The organism is Kovacikia sp. CALU 1929 (assembly GCF_056784235.1).
Genome location: NZ_JBXBCF010000056.1, coordinates 132,631 through 152,427 on the forward strand (window position 1 = coordinate 132,631; position 19,797 = coordinate 152,427).

A 19,797-nucleotide genomic window follows, 5' to 3' on the forward strand; every position below is an offset into this window, starting at 1 on the left:
CGTCTCGGTGCTCTTGCTGGTTCGCTCCTCACACCATTTAACTATATGCGACCTATCTGGGTTTGTCACCCTTTGGTTAATTAAAAAAAGTTATTCCTCTTTCTCTGGTAGAACCCGGAAAACTCTTGAGCAATAAAAATGCAGGAATCCCTTCACTCTATAGCTCTGAGGGAGTATTTATACTCATCAAATCATGCAGAAGGTGGTAAAGCACTCGCTGAGTTGCCATAACTAATCCAAATTGGGCATGTGCCAGATCCCGCGATCGCTCAAGGACGTTATGCCAGATTGGGCGATCGCGATGGAATGCCTGAAAGCCCTGGTAGACTTGCTTTGAGAGCTGAAAACAACCATCCCAGGACAGGGGAGATGGCAGGCAACCCACTTTATCCAGAACTGTAAACAAATGCCCAATCAGACGGCGTTCCGAGGGATGAGTTAACCGTGCCTGACCTTCGGCATCCAACCACGGAATAGATGCTGGATTAACAAACTGCCACAAAACGGGAACTGCTTCCGATTGATTGAGCGTAATCACTCCTTCCCGGTGTGCCATTTGCAGAAGTGAGCAACACCGGGCATGGGCATGTTGCATTCCAAAAACCTCCGCCCTTCTGCCCCTCTGCTCCTCCGCCCATCCGCCCCTCTGCGCCCCCTGCCCCTCTGCCCCCCAACTCCTCTGCCCCTCTGCCCCCCACCCCTGAATGATCCAATCCAGCCAGCTAGCGATCGCGCAATCACCAAACTCAGCCTGAATCAACCCAGATTGAGTTACCTGAAAAACGACATCTTGCAGCGCTAGCTCGGAAAGAGACGATGATGTCTGGCTGTCCTGAAGTCTAAGTGTATTCCTTGATACGGAATCAATTATACGATCCGTGATTTGAGCAGCCGTGAATGAAGATTGGGCAGCAAGTTTAGGGGCGATCGCCGTTGAGTAAACAATTCGATCTAATCCGCTAACGCGCTTAAATAAAGGCTTGCTGTTGATGAGGTGAGAATTTTGCAGCCCAATCTCTTGATACATCACGCTAGGGAGGCATGATTTTTTGACAAAATCCCCCTGTAGACAGAGTGACTGCAATAGTCTAATTTGTAACACTGACAGCGGTGTAAGGACTGTATCGTTCAAGCCTTCATTCCCGATGGGTAATTTCTCCCCCAGCTCCGATCAATAGCAGGGTAACAATCCAGAACAGAACAATGTAGAATCGCTGACATCATAAGTGGTTTTCTTCGATTATCCTTAAGTGTAATCCTGACAAACCCGCAAGAGATGGGAAGCTAAGCGAGACATGCTTTTCCAGTTGGCTCAGTTAAAAGGTCGGGTCTAGTTCTAGTCACTGAATATTTCGAGATTTCTTTGATCTTTCATTTGCTCTTTCACTAGTCAATCCCCAGCCTCAGCCTATGTATTCAGTATCATCCAACCCAGAGGCATCTCGTCCCTTCCTGACCTGGCAGCGAATTATCGATTGGTCTCAGGAGCATTACCGAGTTCGCACCTTTGCAAAAGACGAAAAGATCCCAGCGAGACCGGGGCTTTTGTATTTGGTTCAAAAAGGAGCCGTTCGCCTGGTCGGAAGTGCCCAGGTCAATGCAACGTCTGCTTCTTCTCGACTGCCTCGGATTAGCCCAGAAGAAGCGTTTTTGGGGTTTGTCGGGGCTGGACAACCCTTCGAGATCGTGGCACAGTCCCCCTTTACATTGCAAAGCTATGCCCACGTTGACCAGACTTCTGTTTTGTGGATGTATTGGCACGATCTGGATAACTGGCCCCACTTTCGCCGTGAAGTGTTAGATGCCTTCCGCTACCAGCACCAGCGTAAACTGCTGTGGCTCAGCACCCTAGGACAGCGTCGCACGATTGACCGTCTGTTGGGTTTTTTGACTTTACTGATTGAAGAGTATGGAGAGCCAACGGACGGTGGCTATTGCTTACCGTTTCCCTTAACCCATGCCCAGATTGGAAGTGCGATCGGTTCAACCAGGGTCACGGTTACTCGGCTAATGGGCAAGCTGCGCCAGCGTGGCATGATTCGTACCCAGGGCGATAACCTGCTCTGTATCCCCGCTGACTCCAGCCTGAATCGCTCTTCCCAGTAAGCAATCAATACGATTTCGCCCCCACCCCCCCAATCAATCCCTCAATTCTGGAAGACTTGGATGGTTTAGGAGATTTCTCAAAAAGATGTTACCTTTCGACTTCGCTCAGAGCGAAAGCTGGTTGAGCGAAGTTGTTGGCATACCCTGCCATAGGGCATAGGTCGCGAGTAATTTGTTTGCTAGAAAGCGTCTTAGCTTCCCCAGTTTTTGGGGGGTGATTTGGCAGATCCCCTTACTCTTCCACCTTCATAGCTTTCATAATCGCCTGCTGGCTAACATTCTGATACAGGGTCTTAAAATATTCCATGACCGTCTCAGCCGATGTCTGAGAATTCGCTGCGGTATCTGTTTCACCCAGTTTCAAGGGAATTGGACCCAAAACATCCAGTACCGTTTCACTACTGGGAGGTGGAGCAATTACAACTAGAGATGGCTCCAATTGATGGGTGTAGCTCCAAAATTGATCAATCTTAATGGGAGGTTGAGTTTTAAGCTTCGTCGCTTCAAAATCCTCTGCTTCTGGGCTGATAGCCCCCTCACTACCCCGGTCTCCACGAGTCTGACGTAGTGCTTCAATAAGTTGATCTTTTGTTCGACCTCGTAGTTGAAAAAGAACAAAGGGATCTTCACTAAAGCGATCGCCCAGCAAATAGTACACTGCTCCAATATGCTTACAGGGATTTGCTGGGTCAGGGCAGGAGCACTTACTGTGTATATCAAACTTGGTAAACGGAAACAGACTTAACCCATTGGATGTAAACACTTCCTCAATGGTTTGAGGCATTTCCCCTGCCAGCAATTTGGCAGAAAATACCGCTCGTTGAGCCATCGACTCGATAATGTAGTCCCACTGTTCATCACTAAATGGATCAAGCGAAAGGGTTACTTTGTAAGGCTCTGGTGCAGTCCCCTGAACCCTGGCAAACACCTTAGGTCCCTTAAACTCAATATTCAAAACATTGCCTTCCCGCGCATAAACCCGCGCCCGTGCCAAACGGCGCACCCAACCAAAGGATTCCAATACATCAATCCAGCGTTGTGCCCACCATTCACGGCTGGGTGGAGCGTAGGAGGGGTCAGTCATGAGTGAGGGGATAAGGGATGAAGAGAAATGAAACAGTGAAGAGATGGGCTTTTTTGATTCTATCGTAGTCCCTAGAGGCAACGCTTTCCTCCCTGACACCTGACACCTAAAACCTATCACCTGCTATATTTGAGCGCAGTCTATTCATTCGAGGCACCCATGGAGGATCGGCTCGATGTGATCGATTGGCAGATTGCCTGGGATGGCATCCTGGACAATAGTTTGCCCATGTCCTGGAATCTATTCCTGGCTCTGTTACCTCTGTCACTCAGTTGTGAGTTGTTTCATCAGCCCCGATCGCCCATTGTGCGTTGGGGGATTCACTTTTTGACGGTAATCACGTTGTTGCCCCATCTGGGTCGGTTGGATGATTTGACGCTGCGGCTGGTTAACCAGGGAGGGATGCCACCTTTGTTTGGGGCACCGCTCTGGTTGGGGGCGATCGCCCTGCTAGGGGTAATCATTGCCCGTATAGTGGGGTTGGGCAACCAGTCCATACGAAGATTGGTTTGGTGGATTGGCTGTCTGGTTTTTATTTTGTTTCTACCGAATGCCGCCTATGTGTTAACTGACATCGTTCACTTTGTCATCGATGCCCGCAAGGGATATCCAATGGGTACGGTGGTGGTCATTCTGCTGCCCCAATACCTTCTGTTCATTACAACGGGGTTTCAGGCTTATGTGGCTTCTTTGATGAATGTTGGGTTCTTTTTGAACAAGCGTGGCTTGACAGGATGGGTTTGCTGGATAGAGTTAAGTTTTCATGGGCTAACAGCGATCGGTGTCTACCTGGGTCGCTTTTCCCGCTTCAATAGTTGGGATGTATTAACCGCCCCCATCCCGCTAATCCGAACCCTCTTTGAATCCCTTCTGTCTTTCCATAATCTGCTGTTGATTGGGGTTTTGTTTGGTCTATATGCGGGCTGCTACTGGCTGGGCAAGCGCATCACCATTGGACTGCTGGCACAAAAGCACACGTTCCAGCCAATAATCTCCAGCCAGTAACTTCTAGCCAGCAATTTCCAGCCAAATCATCTCCAGCTAAAAAGCAATTCTTAAACAAATGAAATATAGCCCAATGGCACTGACTTAAAACAGAAAGCTCTACTTAAGGACTCGCAAATTAATAAAGTCCCAACGTCATTCCCGCGCAGGCGGGAATCCATCGTGGAGCAGCTTGTCTAGCGAGTACTTTATTTTGGGGCACATCCCTTACCTTGTTCTCCAGGCTCCGCCTGGGAACACTGACTGAGAGGCTCTGCCTCTATTAGCGCTAGAGGCAGAGCCTTCAGGGTTGCCATTCCAAGGCAGAGCCTTGGAACGAGAGGATAATCTCCAGCCAATAATTTCCGGTCAGTAACGGGATGTGCAACTAATTTGCCCACCCTACGGGAAGCAAGCTACATCCCTACCCTATAAATTAATGGATTCCCTTTCCTATAATCATCTTCTTTGTATAGAATGGTTCTTTGGACGAAAATGCACAAAAAGGGCAATCTGGAGACTGAAATGGCGCGTAAATGTCAACTCACCGGCAAACAGGCAAACAATGCCTATGCCGTTTCCCACTCTCACCGTCGGACTAAGAAGCTACAGGAAGTGAACCTGCAATGGAAGCGCGTTTGGTGGGCTGAAGGCAACCGCTGGGTCAGGTTACGCCTTTCCACGAAAGCCATTAAAACATTAGAAAAGAAGAGCCTTTCAGCGTTTGCCCAAGAAGCAGGCATTGACCTCAGCAAGTTTTAGCCAAGCAAACCCTAAACAATTCCCACCTTTCAGATCCCCGGCTTCTGTAGAGAAGCCGGGGATCTCTCATATCTTTCATGCCGCACCCTTTTCAAACCTCCTCTTGAAAACTCCTTACGATTTACTGGCACACATGGGCTGGTTAACCGGATCTTTTTCCGCAAAAATGGGGATAAAAATCTTCCACTAAAAGTGGAAAAATTTCTTTTGTGAAAAGGTTTTGGGTGGGGAAATTTCCTACGCTGTCATCGATCGCTTTCAGGGTTCAAATGGGTAAGATTGCTACGTCTTGCTTCATCAGAATTCAACAATTAATGGTGCATCTTTAAAGTTTTCTTGGCAAAATTGCAGTATTCCAGTTCCCTGATACGCATAATTACGGCTTCATTACATCATTTTTAAGTTCATTTTTTGACCTTTCCGTTATTTCGCGGAGATCAGTCCATTCCCTGAAACCGCTTAAATTCGTAACTTCCCTGTTGATGACAGCTTGATTAAATTGTTAACACAGTAAGAAGCCTTATCAGGAGTTTGTGAATTCTTGGCGAATTCATTCATAATTCACCTATTCAACCGGCGAATTTTGTTTCAGGAATTCTATTTCAGGAATTTTCCGCTTCTGACGAGCATAGTTCGTACCAGGGCATGGTCTTTACCAAATTCCTGTCTGTACCACACCATTTTTGTTCCTCTAAATCCTCTCACCCTATTTGCAGAAATACTCGCAGGAAGCAGCTATGTCAGATCGCAAATTAGCAAAAGCTGTCCAGTCCCTTCTTAGACAGATCTGGCGACTGCACAGGAGCATCACCAAAGGATTCGTCGCCTGGCTACTGCGGACAGCCTTGATTGCCAATCGCAGAACCCGTCAGCCGGTGGCTGGTTTTGTCCTGCCAACCACGGTGTTACTCATTCTGGTGGTGGCGTTGACCACGGGGGCACTCACCTATCGCGCCTTCAATACCAGCACCCGCACCATTGCTGAGACGCAAAACCGAGTGATCTATAATGCGGCGACTCCTGCGATCGACCGGGCGAGGTCCAAGATTGAGTTTCTGTTTGACTCCACCAAGGATACCCGCTATCCCGGTGGGGTGCCATCGGATGGTGTGCTGACCTCTATGTTGCTGAATGCGTCTCCCACAGCAGTAACCATTAAGGGAGACCGGGCACTCGGTTCGCTCACGCGAGCTGGGGGTGGCAATAACGGTATGGGTAATAGTGGCGACCCCTACACCCTGCCGGACGAAACCCGGATTGACATTAATGGCGATAATCTGTTGGACAATGCCTGGCGCTTCCAGACAGATACGGATGGCGATGGCAACCCAGATGCGACCGTTGCCTATTCCGTGATCCTGGCTATTCCACCCGATTTACCGAATCAACCGGGTCGGACGCGCCTGATTGGGCTTCAAGATGCTCAGAAAGCTAATGGTTTAGACATTGACGGTCGTCGTGTTTCTTTCACCCGCAGTGGTCCATTAAGTAATACTCCAGCAACGGGGGGCTGCGCAACTTCAGGTGGTGCAGGTTCGCGGGTTGAGGGTGGCTGGTATGAAGATGACGGCAACTCTTCCCTGTTACGGAAAAACTTCCAGGTCGATGCCTTTGTCGTCTCCAACAATACCGGAACCACGGGTGCGTCTAACTTTACGACTCTGGAGCTTCAGCAGGATCGTAAGTTGGATCGGGGTAACAAGTGGGGTGCCTGGTTCCGGAATGATATGGAAATCTTTCCCGGTCCCCAGTTCAACTGGAACGGGGCAATGCACACGGAAGGCAACCTGCTGATTGGGAATACGTCCTTCAGCGCCTACCTGATCAGTTCGCCTGCCTCCTGCCTGTTCTATGAGTCGGCATCGGAGATTTCCGTCACCAGCATTACCGAGCAGCGGGATGGTGGCGGCACGGTGATTACCCCCGCCTTTAATGGGATTGTTGCCAGCGGCAGAATCAACGATACCTCCTACAGTGGTAGCTCGTTGATTTATCTACACGCGCCCAACCCTACGGCGGCGGCTAATAAGGTGACTCTGAGTCCGACCAATGACTGGTCGAATGGCAGTGCCAATATCTTCCAGATTTCCAGTGACCCGGTTGCCATTCAGGTCAGGGATCGGCGGCAGTCGCGGGCAGCAAACCCTACCAACCAGCCCTATCTGGATGCTGCCAATACGGGAAACAACAATAGGTTCCCCCGTCGGTTTAAGGCGGAATCATCGCCTGCACCCTATGTGGATGACACCTACCGGGCAGACAACCGCTACGGTCCCAAATCTGTCTATGATGCCCAGGCGGTGGTTCCCCGTGGCAGAAGAATTGGTCAACTGATTGCGGCGGGGGATAATGTATCGACTGATCCAAATGAAACGGTACTGGCAGACCCCAAGCTGATTGCCGCCGAGGCAGAAACGGGGGCAGATTCGTCCAGCGTAGGTCTGGATGGGTACTGGGAACGTCGCGCCCGCAATGAAGGGGTTCGTATCCTGGTGGGTGAACGGTTGGAGTTGGGGAATAGCAATGGTTGGGTCACACCTAAGGATCAACCAGCCGCCCAACAAGACCCCGCCGCTGTGCCTCCTGTGCCTGGTGCGAATCCTGATTATTCACAATTGCGGAATGCCAGTTACACGGTGGTCACTAATGCGAGTCAGGCGGATCCTGATACGAGTGACAACGAGGGCGATCCCCTCTATCCGCCCCATGGCACGGCAACCTTGACCCATGAAGCTCAACAACGGCGTGCGCTGCGAGATAATCTTGCGGCAGTTCAAAGTACGGCAGTCTATCATGCGGCGGTCAGCCGGGACTATCCGGTTGCCTGCCTTGCCAGTACTACCCACCCTGGAACCCCATTTACTCTGCGACAATCGATCAATTTTGTCCCTACGTTATTCGTCAATAGCACGCCTACAGGCATACCAAATGGGGATGGTGGTAGTGGTGCGGGGGTAGTTAGTCAGGCTGATACAGTCTTAATGACCGACTTTTTCAATGGTCGAGGGACGAATGGTTGGGAGTTTGAGCCTCCCAGACAGACCCAAACCCAATTTGAAACAGATATCAGTAATCCAACATCCACCCTGCGGATTGCCCTGCAAAATTTGGCAAACTTTGCTGGAGATCATGTCAGTGAAACCCAGACAGGGGCATTTCCGCCGACTCAAGAAGCGGGGCGGGTGCATCCCTATCCTGAGTTGACGATGTGGGGTAACTTCTCAAACCTGCGCCGTGCCCTTGCCCAACTGAATAGTGGAACAACTTACGCTAATCTTAGCCCCGCCGACAAAACCTATCTCCAAACCGCTGCTTGCACCTTAGGAATGCTGGCGTACAACATCGATCGCGTCCAGCGATTTGATCCACGCAACTATTTCAACGATCGCTCTCGACCGAATGCTGCCCAGGTGATGCAGAACCTGGCGACCGATCTGTTACTCCTGATGGATGGGGAAGTTAACGAGCCAAGTAACCCAGAAGTATTGCCGAAACAACAGCTCGCAACCTATGAATACGGGCGTTCTACGGGTTCAAACAACGCCTTCTACAATGCGAGAGATTATGACCGTGTCCCAGCAGAAGCTTATTTGGGCAAGTTAAGGGAGTATTACCTGACTCAGGGGGCATCATCTTTTAACGATGCCAAGCTGCGCACGGCAGAGTTGATTTTTGAATACTTCCAGATCCAGCGCGATCGCACCTATGGATTCCGCCCTTCCCCTGCGGCAAATACCTGGAACTTTAACCCCTACGTCACGACCCAATCCCTTGGCGGCTTTACTCACCTGTGGTCCTCTGCCTGCGACCCAAACATTTTCGCCTTGAATAGTGATGCCCAGGCTAGAGCCTCTGGTCTTGCGGCGGCAAACATCAGCCCCTCTATTCGACCTGACCTGGCAACTTTTCGGATGACCCTTTCTCGGCTGTGCGGTACGGTCATTCCCGTTGGAGGGGTGCATGATTACCCTGGGGATTATGGCTTACCCCAACGAAACCGGAATAACCGGGGTCTGACTCCCGATCCGGCGATTCCACCGGCTTATCTGGAATACATTCCCAGAGAAGGGACGACTTTGTATGGTTATCGAGCGTCTGAAACAGGCAGCCCAACCACCTTTGGGAATCCAGCAAACAGTATTCTGAGAACTGCCCCTTACAACAATGGCGTTTATTTACAGGCAACGGTTGCGCCGAAGTGGCCCTCCCTGTTCTACCTGTTCCCAGAATGCGAACATGACCAACTGGGATTGAGAGCAACCTGTAATGGTATCTCAACCACCAACGGAATCATTGATCTTCAGGGCGATCGTATCGGCGCCGACAACATTGACGGGGATTGGAGTGACGATCTGGATATCCGTCAGCCGACGGGAGATCTGACCAACCTGGATCCCAGTGCCCGTTTGGGTGAAGTCTTACCAGCGGCTTTCCAACCCTGGGCAGAACCCTATATTACCGATGCTTACATTAGAAACACGGTCAACCCATCTCCAGCTACGGTTTACCAGGTTGTAGACTCAAACCTGCCCTCCATGTTTTCGGCATCTACTTACCCCAGTTACACAACTCCGAGTTTGATAGCCGCAACGGATACTGGTTCTAGTCCACCCCGGTCATTGGTTTACCGCTATCGTGTTTTCAACAGGGCTTTGGACGATCGCCCGGTTTCCAGTGTTGCGCTCCGTCCCCGCAAGCTACCGGCGGGCTTCAATAATCCCTTCCCGCTGATCGATAATCCCACCTGGGAACTGCCAGTTCTGTTAGCGAATACCGCTGGACAAGTGCCTGGAGAAAACAATCAATACAGACCGCCCAACCGGATTTTGGTACCCGGTGCCGATCCGTTACGGGGTGTCGTCGCTGCGATTCCCTTTCTAGATCGAGTCATGTTCAGTGGACGGGAATGGATGCCCCTGCGGGTGATGGACATGGACATTGGCTTACTGCGTCGTACCCGTCCAGCCAGCCAAGGGGGTACCGGCTCCAGCCCAGAGGCATACCCCTCGGACAGCACGGCCAAGAGCGATGTCTGGCTTCCCGTCAGTGGTGTTGTCTATGGGTTTCGAGAAGACGCTGTTCGGGAAGATGGCATCAGCCGTCCTGCTGGGGCAGGAACTGTTACCAATGCCACCAACCCTTCTGCCCCGGTAGATCCGGCATTCCAGCAGGTCTATACCGACAGTACCGAACCCCGGATCTCGATCAAGCCGGTGGATGGGGTGGCTGACCCCGATCGCCGACCCCACGGTTTCCGTCTCCGGGATGCCTCCCAGCTTGCTCGTCACGCCGCCATGAGCATTCCCGATCAGGACAACATTCGGGGTCTTTCCTTCTTCACCGATGACCCGGTGTTCATTATGGGTGACTACAACCTGCACCAGAACGGCACCGATGACCAGGCAACGGGTCAGCAGCGTTTAGAAGAATTCACCGCTACCCTGCCCGACAATGGTAACTACACAGAGGCACAGTTCTATAACCGGACTGGACGGGATACCCGCTTTGCCAACGCCGCCCAGGACCGCTGGCGACCCTCGGAGATCCTGGCAGATGCGATCAGCGTCGTTTCGGATACCCTCTGCGATGGCAGCCTGATTGACACGTTCATGACTACTGGAGCCGGTAATAATGCCACGATTGCTGAAAATACTTACTCCGGGCGCGATCGGGTAGACTCTAACACCGCAGTCACCATCCCCAACGGTTTTCGTCCCTACAACCGTATCTATGCCAGCAGCGGTACCGGAGGTGTGAGTGTCTACGATAACCGCACTGCCGGAATGTTTGGACCGGGCTGTACAGGTGCTAACGGACGCACCACATTCCTGAACCAGAATCGCCCCAGTACAAGTACCCTTCTCACCACCACAGGTTATGCCTGGATGCGAGAAAATCCGGCAGATATATTTTCTCCGGTTAAAATCTCTCGGAATGGTTCTGGATTAACGTTACCTTCATTACAGAATCCAGGAAGTATCTCGCCCACAACCCTGTATAATCCACCCAGCTTTGCTACGAACGATCCAGCTACTGAGCCAAGTAAACCTCGCCCCCAAATTCCGTATACATCGAACCCGGTCAGCGGTGCGTTCTACGACATTGGCGATGGTAGATCGGTTCAGAATGCTCAGGACACGCGGGTCAATACGATTATTGTCAGTGGTCTGGTGCCTTCCCGCCAGAACCAATCCTACGGGGGCTTACACAACTTCCCCCGCTTTGTGGAAAGGTGGACGCGCCTCTGGTTCTCCGGCTCCTTCCTCCAGCTCAACTTCAGCAACTACGCCACTGCCCCCTTTGACCAGCAGGTCTGGGAACCCACTCAAGCCCCAACCGCCAATAATGAGACTATCCCGTACTACAGTCCGCCCCAACGTCTCTGGGGTTATGATGTTGCCTTGCAGTTGTCTCCCGCCGGTCCTGCTGCCGCTCGTTTTGTCACCCCCAGCCGGGACCGCAACGAGTTCTACAACGAACCCCCCGCCAACGATCCCTACATCCGTAACCTCTGCCGCGCCCTCCCTGACACCGTCATCCCCGATAACCGCTGTCCCGCCTAAGAGGGCAGGGGAGTAGGGGAGTAAGGGGGTTAGGGCAGAAGCCAGAAGCCAGAAGCTAAACATAAAAAGCCTCCATGCCCCCGATGCTCCCTTCCTCTCCCCCATTAACAACCAACCACCAACCACACACCCTCTCCCCTCTGCTCTCCCTCCCATGCGACACCACACTCCTCCCCTCTCCTCATCCCTGGCACTGCCTCTGCTGCTTGCCATGCGGATCCCTTACACCCCCCTTAAAAAAGGAGGCTTCCAAATCCCCCTTGCTTTCAAAACCACCCCACCACCCCACCACCCCACCACCCCACCACCCCACCACCCCAGCCCCTCCCCCGACCAGGGACTCACCCTGATCGAATGCCTCGTCGCCATTATCATCATCACCATCACCATCCTGGCAATCACCCCGCCCATCCTGCTGGCAACCGCCACCCGTGTCCAGTCAAGACGCGCAGAGCAGGCACACCAGATTGCCCAGGCAGAAATTGACCGCATTCGTTTCCTGGTCGAGCGAGGGGGCTATAACCTCAATGACCTGCCGGGTTCTACGGGGAACAACAACCAGTTAATTAATGCCGCCGCCGCCACTAGCCCCCCTGCCGCTCTCCTCCAATCTCCTGGAAATTGCCCGGCATTCACCCGCTATCCGACCACTACGCCATTACCCGTTAACAGTCTGGTTCTGGTTGATATTGATGGCAATTGCACCCCCGAATACATGATGCAGGTGTTCCGCAACAACGGACCTACCTTACCCGGCACCCCTACCCCACCCCCAATAACCTTTAACGTGGGTGTGCGCGTCTATGCCCATAACCCCAATGAAGCCTTTCCCACCCTCCTGACTACCCGCTCATCCCTGGTTGCCGGTACCACCGCCCGCGATCGGAGGGCAAACAACGCCCGTCAACCCCTGGCTGCCCTCTACTCGACTATGGCTCGTAACGACCAAAACCGATCGCTGGGGCAAATTTGTAATCAGATTCCTGGAGCGACGTGTAATTTCTAGGGAATCAGGTGTCAGGTGTCAGGTGTAGGAATTTAATAACAGCTAACAGCAACTCCTTTCCCCCGTCCAATTAACCCGCTAATTTTGCTAACTGGGTGAGAATCATGGTAAAAAGCCGCTCGATCCAACCTCTAAAGAAATGGCTACACAGCCGCAAAAGCCGCCGGTCTGAGGGCTTTACCCTGCTGGAACTGCTGGTATCCCTGGTGATTGGGGGGATCATTACTGCCTCCTTACTATCGCTGGTGGTAGACCTGACCGGCGTTAATCAGAGGGATGCTGCCCGCAGCGAAACTCAGCGCGACATGCAGCTTGCCATGAACTACATCACCCAGGATCTACGAGAAGCGGTGTTTGTCTATGATGGCGAGTGTCTGGCTGGGGCAGGAACTATCACCAATGCGCAAGCGTTCTCTACGTCCTGTCCTGGTGTGGTTAACCATATTCCGGCATCCATGTCTAGCGCCACCTCCACCCCGGTTCTGGCGTTTTGGCGGGTGGATCGTTTGCCTCAAACCCTACTCGATCAGTGTAGAACTGCTGCAAACGCTGGAAATGCCAATGCTGCAAACGGTCCACTAGCCACTTTAGCTAACCAGGGTGTTCCCTGTGTCTCCGGTAAAAGCTACACCCTGGTTGTCTATGCGTTTGTGAATAATACCGCTGGAGGTAACTGGCAGGGTAAGGGGAGAATCGTTCGCTATCAGGTGGCTCAGTTTAATGCTGCTGGAGCCGCTAATCCCGCTTGGGTTGACCCCCTCCAGGATCCAGGTGCCGGTTTTCAGCAATGGCCCTTCCGGCTAGTCAGCGGGGTTCCCACCGCGCCAGCGGGCGGCTATACCCGCCCTACAGATGCTCCCGATACCCTGGTAGATTTTGTAGAAAATGCTCCAGCGACTCCTACCTGTCAAGCTCGCAGCAGCATTACTCCCAGCACTACTCCTGTTCCCAGCTTCTACGCCTGTGTCCGAGGCAATACCCGTGCGGCGCAGACTGCAAATCCTGCTCAACCTGAAGAACTGGGAATAAACCAGGAAGTTTTAGTTGTTCTGCAAGGCAACGCCGCTGGAAAAGCAGGAATTCCGGTCACTGCCACTGGTGATAGTGCCGTTTCCAGCCGCCTTGCCCCGTTGCAAACCCGCGTCTTGACTCGCGGAATTGTGAACAAGAGTCCGAGATAGCATCGGGTGCAGGGGAGGAGTTGGGAGTTGAGAGTTAAGAATTAATGAATATTTCTGATTTAAACCTTTCAACTGAAAACTCCTAACCCCAAATCCTTTGACCCCTGAGAATCAGCACTATACAGACCCCAGATCGGAGGATGATAATGAAGCCTTACTTACGTTCTAAACCAAAGCGCTCAGTTGCGGGTTTTACCCTGATTGAAGTGCTGGTCATCATTATCATCATTGGCGTTTTGTTTGCGATCGCTGCCCCTGGCTGGGAGGCATTCCTGAGTCGCCAGCGGATTACATCCGGTCGTGAGCAGGTACTCCAAGTATTGCGACAGGCACAGAGCGAAGCCAGGACTAGCCGTACTGCCCGCGTTGTTGTGTTTGATGTCAACCCTCCTAATGGAGTTCCCCGAGTCACATCTGCCCCATTCAGAAGCGCCTCAACCTTCCCAGTCCCGCTCAACAGCGTCTCTAACTGGAAGGCGCTAGGATCTGGCGATACGCCAAGTAATGCCCTCCGGATGAGGACAAACATTAATAACCAGATTGTCTTTGATGGCAATGGCGCAGTTGCACAGTCCTCTAACCTGCTCAATATTCCCGTAAATCAGTTTGCTGCCCTTCCCAATTCTTCAGAGCAGGGATTTGCCGTCACGGTTTCCAGTGGCAGGGTTCCCGCGACTCAAACTGACACCAGACGTTGCGTTATTGTAAATACTCTGTTGGGTGCAACCAGATTGGCAGAAGGCGCGAATTGTCCTTAGCTCGACTTTAGGGATGTGCCCCAAAATAAAGTACCCGCTAGACAAGCTGCTCCACAATGGATTCCCGCCTGCGCGGGAATGACGTTGGGACTTTATTAGTTTGCGAGTCCCTTAGCTAATATCTCGTTCCAAGGCTTTGCCTGGGAATGTCAAACCTGGAGGCTCTGCCTCTATCAGCGCTAGAGGCAAGAGCCTCTCAATTCAGTGTTCCCAGGCTGAGCCTGGGGACAAGGTAATCGGTCTAAGCTAAATAATATTTGAACCCATTTGCTGAGTAATCAGTCTAATCTGGATGTAGCTGTGGTCGCCTACTGCCAATACTCCCATCCCAGTTGACTTGATGAAAGCGTTTAAACAAATTCCGCTGGTGGGTTCGCTTAAAGTTCCCCGCTTTGTGCTGGTGTCTGCGCTGGTAGGTTTACTGGCAGTGGGAGGCTTGGTTGCCTACCGCTCGATCGCACCCAGAAAAACACGCAGAAACACCGGGGCAATGACTGTGCCCGTGAAAGTGCAGGATCTTGATGTCCGGATTCAAGCCAGTGGAACGGTAACACCAATTCAATCCGTCAATCTCAGCCCCAAAAACTCTGGACGGCTGGCGGAACTGTTGGTTGACCAGGGCGATCGGGTTCAGAAGGGGCAGGTCATTGCCCGCATGGAAGACCAGGAATTGCAAGCCCGACTGGCGCAGGCAGAAGCCACCCTGTCCCAGGCGCAAGCCCGCTATTTGAAAGCCCGTAATGGTAGCCGTCCAGAGGAAATTGCCCAAGCTCAGGGAAGGTTAGACTCTGCCCTGGCAGCAGCACAATTAGCCAGGGACCGGATTACCCGCAATCGGGCACTGTATCAGCAGGGAGCCATTTCTAAAGATGCCTATGATGGGGTGGCGACGGACGAACGCAAGGCACTGGCGGATTTGAAGATTGCCCAGGAAAGCCTGGAGCAAATTCGTAGCGGCAACCGGGTTGAAGATATTGCCGATGCGGCAGCGGCTGTCGCCCAGGCAACCGCACAGGTGCAGCAGGTTCAGATTGACCTTAACGATACGGTGATTCGTGCCCCCTTCAATGGCATCATCACCCAGAAATACGCCAGTGTTGGAGCATTTGTCACCCCTACGACCTCGGCTTCAGCCACCTCTTCAGCCACTTCGACCTCGGTGGTGGCGATCGCCAGCAACCTGGAAGTGGTGGCAAAGGTTCCAGAAAACAGTATCAGCAAAATTCGTCCAGGGCAGTCGGTCGAAGTTGAAACCGAGGCATACCGGGGGCAGCCATTTAACGGCAGCGTGCGACTGGTGGCACCCGAGGCAGTGGTGGACCAAAATGTGACCTCGTTTCAAGTACGAGTTGCCCTGAAGACGGGACAGAACGAACTGAAATCGGGAATGAATGTGAGCCTGGTCTTTGTCGGCGATCGCATCAAAGATGCAAAGGTCGTGCCTGCGGTGGCAATTGTGTCGGAAAAAGGGCAGACCGGGGTTTTGGTTGCCGAGGGCGATCGTAGACCCCAGTTTCGTCCAGTCACTGTGGGTGTTTCGATGGGCGACCAGACTCAAGTAATTGAGGGAGTGGAACCGGGTGACAAAGTTTTTGTCTACGTACCGAATCAAAATCAGGGAAGAAATGCGGGTGGTCAACAGCGGAGTCCGTCATTACGATTTCGCTAAAGGGGGCAGAGGGATGGATATTTCTGAAAGCATTGGTATTGCACTGAAGACCCTCTCAGCGAATCGGCTTCGTAGCCTGCTGACGGTGCTGGGCATCATCATTGGGAATGCTTCCGTGATTGCCATGATTGGGGTGGGACAGGGGGCACAACGATACACGACTGAGCAGTTACAGGCGTTGGGCACTAATCTGTTGTTCATCTTTCCTTCAACAGGGGATGCCCGTCGTGGTTCCCAGGGGGGTGGCAATACGCTGATGCTGGCTGATGCAGAGGCGATCGCTCAGCAAATTCCTTCAGTCAAGGATGTGGCACCTCAAATATCAGGTCAGCAGCTGATTACTTCTCTGGGTAATGCGACCCGAACCAGTGTGATTGGCACAACGGCTGCTTACTCGGTGGTGCGCAATACTCCCGTTCGGGATGGGCGCTTTCTAACCCCGGCAGATGTAGACACCAATGGATTGGTGGTGGCATTAGGGGCGCAACTGGCACAAAATTTGTTTGGCGATCGCTCTCCCCTAGGAGAACGCATCCAGATCAACAACATTGGTTTTGAGGTTGTGGGTGTGATGGCAGAGAAGGGAGCATCCAGCGGTGGTAACCAGGATGAGGCTGCCTACGTTCCCATTAGCACTATGGCAACCCTGATCGCAGGGCGTACTTCACCACGAGGCATTTCGGTCAACAGTATCTCAGTCAGTGCTTTGGATGAAGCCAATGTTGACATTGCCCTTTACCAGATTACAAATTTATTGCGGGTACGCCATCAAATCTCCGGTGCAGATGATTTCACAGTTCGCAACCAGCAGGAAACCCTGGATGCTGCCAATAACGTGACCGGTGCCCTCACAATTCTGCTTGCCTCAACGGCTGGAATTTCCTTACTGGTGGGTGGCATCGGAATCATGAATATTATGCTGGCATCCGTAACCGAACGGACTTCAGAAATTGGTTTAAGGAAAGCGATTGGAGCCTCCCAGGCAGATGTATTGCAACAGTTTTTGATTGAAGCCGTCATTCTGGCATTGACCGGCGGTGTCATTGGTACCGTGCTGGGGGTGGGTGCAGTCATCGTGGTCGGGATTTACACCCCCCTACAAGCGACGGTTTCAGTCGAAGCGATCGCCCTGGCAGTCAGTGTTTCCGGCAGTATCGGTTTGTTTTTTGGCGTTTTTCCTGCCCGCCGAGCCGCAAAACTAGACCCAATCGAGGCACTCAGAAGCCTGTAGAGGGGTGCAACTGGGTAAGGGGTTGTTAGTTGTTAGTTGTTAATTATGTAGCCATACCCACCTGATTTAGGACGATTTTTAACTCTCAATTTTTAACTCTCAACTCTTGACTTCCTCCTTCCCAAATCCGTTAACCTTCTTTTTCATTTCCACTCAGGCAAAGTAAACACAGCCATAATGGCTACATAAGCCCTTTTGGAATATACAAGATAGAAATAGAAGGTCAAACCGATGGTTGTACGTCCACCCCTGATTGCCTGTGCCACTGCCCGCGTCACTATCATTGGGGCAGGCAATGTCGGTAGCACCCTGGCGCAGCGCATTTCTGAAAAGAACATGGCAGATGTGGTTTTGCTGGATGTCATAGAAGGTCGCCCTCAAGGACTGGCACTTGATTTGATGGAAGCGCGAGGGGTTGAGCGGCACGATCGCAAAATCATTGGCACCAACGATTTTGCGGATACGGCTAATTCTAATGTGATTGTGATTACTGCTGGCTTGCCACGCAAACCCGGCATGAGTCGGGAAGACTTGATGAAAACGAACGGCAAAATCGTCTGGGATGTGGCAAAGCAGGCGATCGTCCATTCCCCCGGTGCGGTTCTAATTGTGGTCACCAATCCCCTGGATGTGATGACCTACGTTGCCTGGAAAGCGACCGGACTGCCGCCCCGGCAGGTCATGGGTATGGCAGGCGTATTGGATTCTGCCCGGTTCCAAACGTTCCTATCGATGGAGTTGGGCGTTTCGGTCAGTGATATCAACGCTACCGTCATGGGTGGACACGGCGATTTAATGGTGCCCTTACCTCGCTTTACCACGGTTGGTGGAGTCCCCATTACAGAACTGCTTGACGCAGACACCATAGATCGCCTGGTAGACCGTACCCGCAATGGGGGAGCAGAAATTGTTGAAATGATGAAGACGGGCAGCGCTTACTTTGCTCCGGCATCTTCCACATCCGTCATGGTGGAGGCAATTCTACTGAACCAGGCACGGTTGCTACCCGTTGCCGCTTACCTCCAGGGCGAATATGGGTTAAAGGACATTTTCATTGGTGTTCCTTGTCGTTTGGGCTGTCAGGGAATCGAAAACATCCTGGAACTCGATCTAACCGATGAGGAGAAGGCAGCACTCCATGTGTCTGCGAACTCTGTACGCAAAAACATCGATTGCCTGATTGACTTGTTAGGTTAATTCAGGCGTGAGATGAGCGAGTGAGGAGGGAGGGAGATAGATGTCACCCCTCTACCCCTCTACTCACCTCCCAGCCGATCGGGGTAAAACTTATACCATGAAGTACTCTGCCTGAGGCAAGGGCAGGACTGGCATATATAATAAAGGCGACTAGCGACTAATCCAAAATTATACTCGCTACCGTGTTAAATGTCTATCCAAGGCGAGAGTAAATATCGTCCCTTGTTGCAGTATTTGCAGCGGAGCGATCGCCCTCAAATCACTCTGACCTTTGCGGAGATCGAAAGGCTAATCGGAGAACCGTTGCCAGACTCCGCCCACAGCAGGCGGGGGTGGTGGAGTAACCGCAAAAAAGGGGGGTTACAGGCATCAGCGTGGATGGATGCTGACTACACAGTTCTGGCAGTCAATCTGACCGCGAAACAGGTGACTTTTAGCAAACCGCCTCCTGTGTACAAAGTACAGCGGATTGATGGAATTGTGCAGTGGAATGGGGAACTGATTCGAGCTTTGCGGCAGCACATGGGCATGACTCAAACTGAGTTAGCTCAAGAGTTAGGAGTGCGTCAGCAAACCGTTAGTGAATGGGAAAAGGGAGTTTATAACCCAACTCGTGCCACATCCAACTATCTCACCCTGGTTGCCGAGAAAGCGGCATTTCAATATGAGGAGGAATAGGCTGACACGATTGGCAATAGAAATTAGGGCATAGACCAGGGAATGGGTAACCAGCCGGGTCAGCAGCATCTGTGGATCTCTGGTCTGGTACCATCCACCTTCTTGACAATTTACACTGTTACGCTTAAATTGTCAGTATGCTACTAAGGCTCCCAATGGCATGTGGTGTTGATTGTTTCAACGATTGCTAACTTATTTTTAAGGAATCACCATGTCCAAAAACTTTCTAATCTATGCCAGTGAAACCCCCGCTTCTGCTCCAGACACAGGGGCTGTTAAGCCATTGCCAGAGCGAGAATCCCTGCGGATTCTAGTGATTGGCTCTCGCCAAGGCGTTACTGGTACTATCCAGACGCTTTATCGTCTCCGTTTTGCTGAAGTCAGAGAGTGGAGTCCCCTGATGCCCGGTCCGACTCCCGGTGAAGTGATGAGTATCCTAACTCGATACATCTTGACCCACTAATTGCCTAAATTGCCCAAACATCACTTATTCGTCCGCATGGCGCGCCATCCGTATTTTCTCCCCTATCTTCATAAAGAATTTAACCATCTTCAAGTTATCCGGAAAACATATGCTT

14 protein-coding genes are annotated in these 19,797 nt (G+C 52.0%); 12 read left to right on the plus strand and 2 right to left on the minus strand.

Features of this window, described 5'->3' with window-relative positions:
• Positions 1–157 precede the first annotated feature (157 nt).
• Complete coding sequence (locus AC1S52_RS06470; RefSeq protein ID WP_482028195.1) at positions 158–1,027, minus strand: hypothetical protein; 870 nt, start codon at positions 1,025–1,027, stop codon at positions 158–160.
• 383 nt (positions 1,028–1,410) lie between these two features.
• Here AC1S52_RS06470 and AC1S52_RS06475 point away from each other — a divergent pair, with 383 nt between their 5' ends.
• Positions 1,411–2,106: a Crp/Fnr family transcriptional regulator gene (locus AC1S52_RS06475; RefSeq protein WP_482028196.1), complete on the plus strand. Its 696-nt coding sequence runs from the start codon at positions 1,411–1,413 to the stop codon at positions 2,104–2,106.
• Between the two features lie 232 nt (positions 2,107–2,338).
• Here the strand turns inward: AC1S52_RS06475 and AC1S52_RS06480 are convergent, their stop codons facing one another.
• Positions 2,339–3,190, minus strand: a complete 852-nt coding sequence (locus tag AC1S52_RS06480) for an SWIM zinc finger family protein (RefSeq protein WP_482028197.1) — start codon at positions 3,188–3,190, stop codon at positions 2,339–2,341.
• A 159-nt stretch (positions 3,191–3,349) separates the two neighbouring features.
• On the opposite strand from AC1S52_RS06480, the gene AC1S52_RS06485 reads away from it, so the two are divergent.
• From AC1S52_RS06485 to AC1S52_RS06535, 11 genes are all read left to right on the plus strand, one after another.
• Positions 3,350–4,195 carry a DUF1361 domain-containing protein gene (locus AC1S52_RS06485; protein WP_482028198.1) on the plus strand — a complete coding sequence of 282 codons (846 nt, stop codon included), beginning with the start codon at positions 3,350–3,352 and terminating at the stop codon, positions 4,193–4,195.
• 504 nt (positions 4,196–4,699) lie between these two features.
• Entirely contained in the window at positions 4,700–4,936 is a 237-nt protein-coding gene (gene rpmB, locus AC1S52_RS06490; protein ID WP_482028199.1) for a 50S ribosomal protein L28, read from the plus strand.
• Positions 4,937–5,673: 737 nt separating this feature from the next.
• The gene (gene hpsA / locus AC1S52_RS06495; protein ID WP_482028200.1) at positions 5,674–11,499 is read left to right on the plus strand and encodes a hormogonium polysaccharide biosynthesis protein HpsA; all 5,826 of its coding nucleotides are present in this window, start codon (positions 5,674–5,676) and stop codon (positions 11,497–11,499) included.
• 154 nt (positions 11,500–11,653) lie between these two features.
• The gene (locus AC1S52_RS06500) at positions 11,654–12,505 is read left to right on the plus strand and encodes a prepilin-type N-terminal cleavage/methylation domain-containing protein (RefSeq protein WP_482028201.1); all 852 of its coding nucleotides are present in this window, start codon (positions 11,654–11,656) and stop codon (positions 12,503–12,505) included.
• Positions 12,506–12,609: 104 nt separating this feature from the next.
• Positions 12,610–13,686: a prepilin-type N-terminal cleavage/methylation domain-containing protein gene (locus tag AC1S52_RS06505; protein ID WP_482028202.1), complete on the plus strand. Its 1,077-nt coding sequence runs from the start codon at positions 12,610–12,612 to the stop codon at positions 13,684–13,686.
• 146 nt (positions 13,687–13,832) lie between these two features.
• Complete coding sequence (locus AC1S52_RS06510; RefSeq protein WP_482028203.1) at positions 13,833–14,444, plus strand: prepilin-type N-terminal cleavage/methylation domain-containing protein; 612 nt, start codon at positions 13,833–13,835, stop codon at positions 14,442–14,444.
• Between the two features lie 340 nt (positions 14,445–14,784).
• Positions 14,785–16,113, plus strand: coding sequence for an efflux RND transporter periplasmic adaptor subunit (locus AC1S52_RS06515; RefSeq protein ID WP_482028204.1), 1,329 nt, complete (start codon positions 14,785–14,787; stop codon positions 16,111–16,113).
• Between the two features lie 13 nt (positions 16,114–16,126).
• Positions 16,127–17,344 (plus strand): ABC transporter permease, encoded by a 1,218-nt coding sequence (locus tag AC1S52_RS06520; RefSeq protein ID WP_482028205.1) that lies wholly within the window; start codon positions 16,127–16,129, stop codon positions 17,342–17,344.
• Positions 17,345–17,575: 231 nt separating this feature from the next.
• Positions 17,576–18,541, plus strand: coding sequence for a malate dehydrogenase (mdh, locus tag AC1S52_RS06525; protein WP_482028206.1), 966 nt, complete (start codon positions 17,576–17,578; stop codon positions 18,539–18,541).
• A 189-nt stretch (positions 18,542–18,730) separates the two neighbouring features.
• On the plus strand, positions 18,731–19,219 hold the full coding sequence (locus AC1S52_RS06530) for a helix-turn-helix domain-containing protein (RefSeq protein ID WP_482028207.1): 489 nt from the start codon (positions 18,731–18,733) through the stop codon (positions 19,217–19,219).
• Positions 19,220–19,430: 211 nt separating this feature from the next.
• Positions 19,431–19,682 carry a hypothetical protein gene (locus tag AC1S52_RS06535; RefSeq protein ID WP_482028208.1) on the plus strand — a complete coding sequence of 84 codons (252 nt, stop codon included), beginning with the start codon at positions 19,431–19,433 and terminating at the stop codon, positions 19,680–19,682.
• The last annotated feature ends 115 nt before the right edge of the window (positions 19,683–19,797 follow it).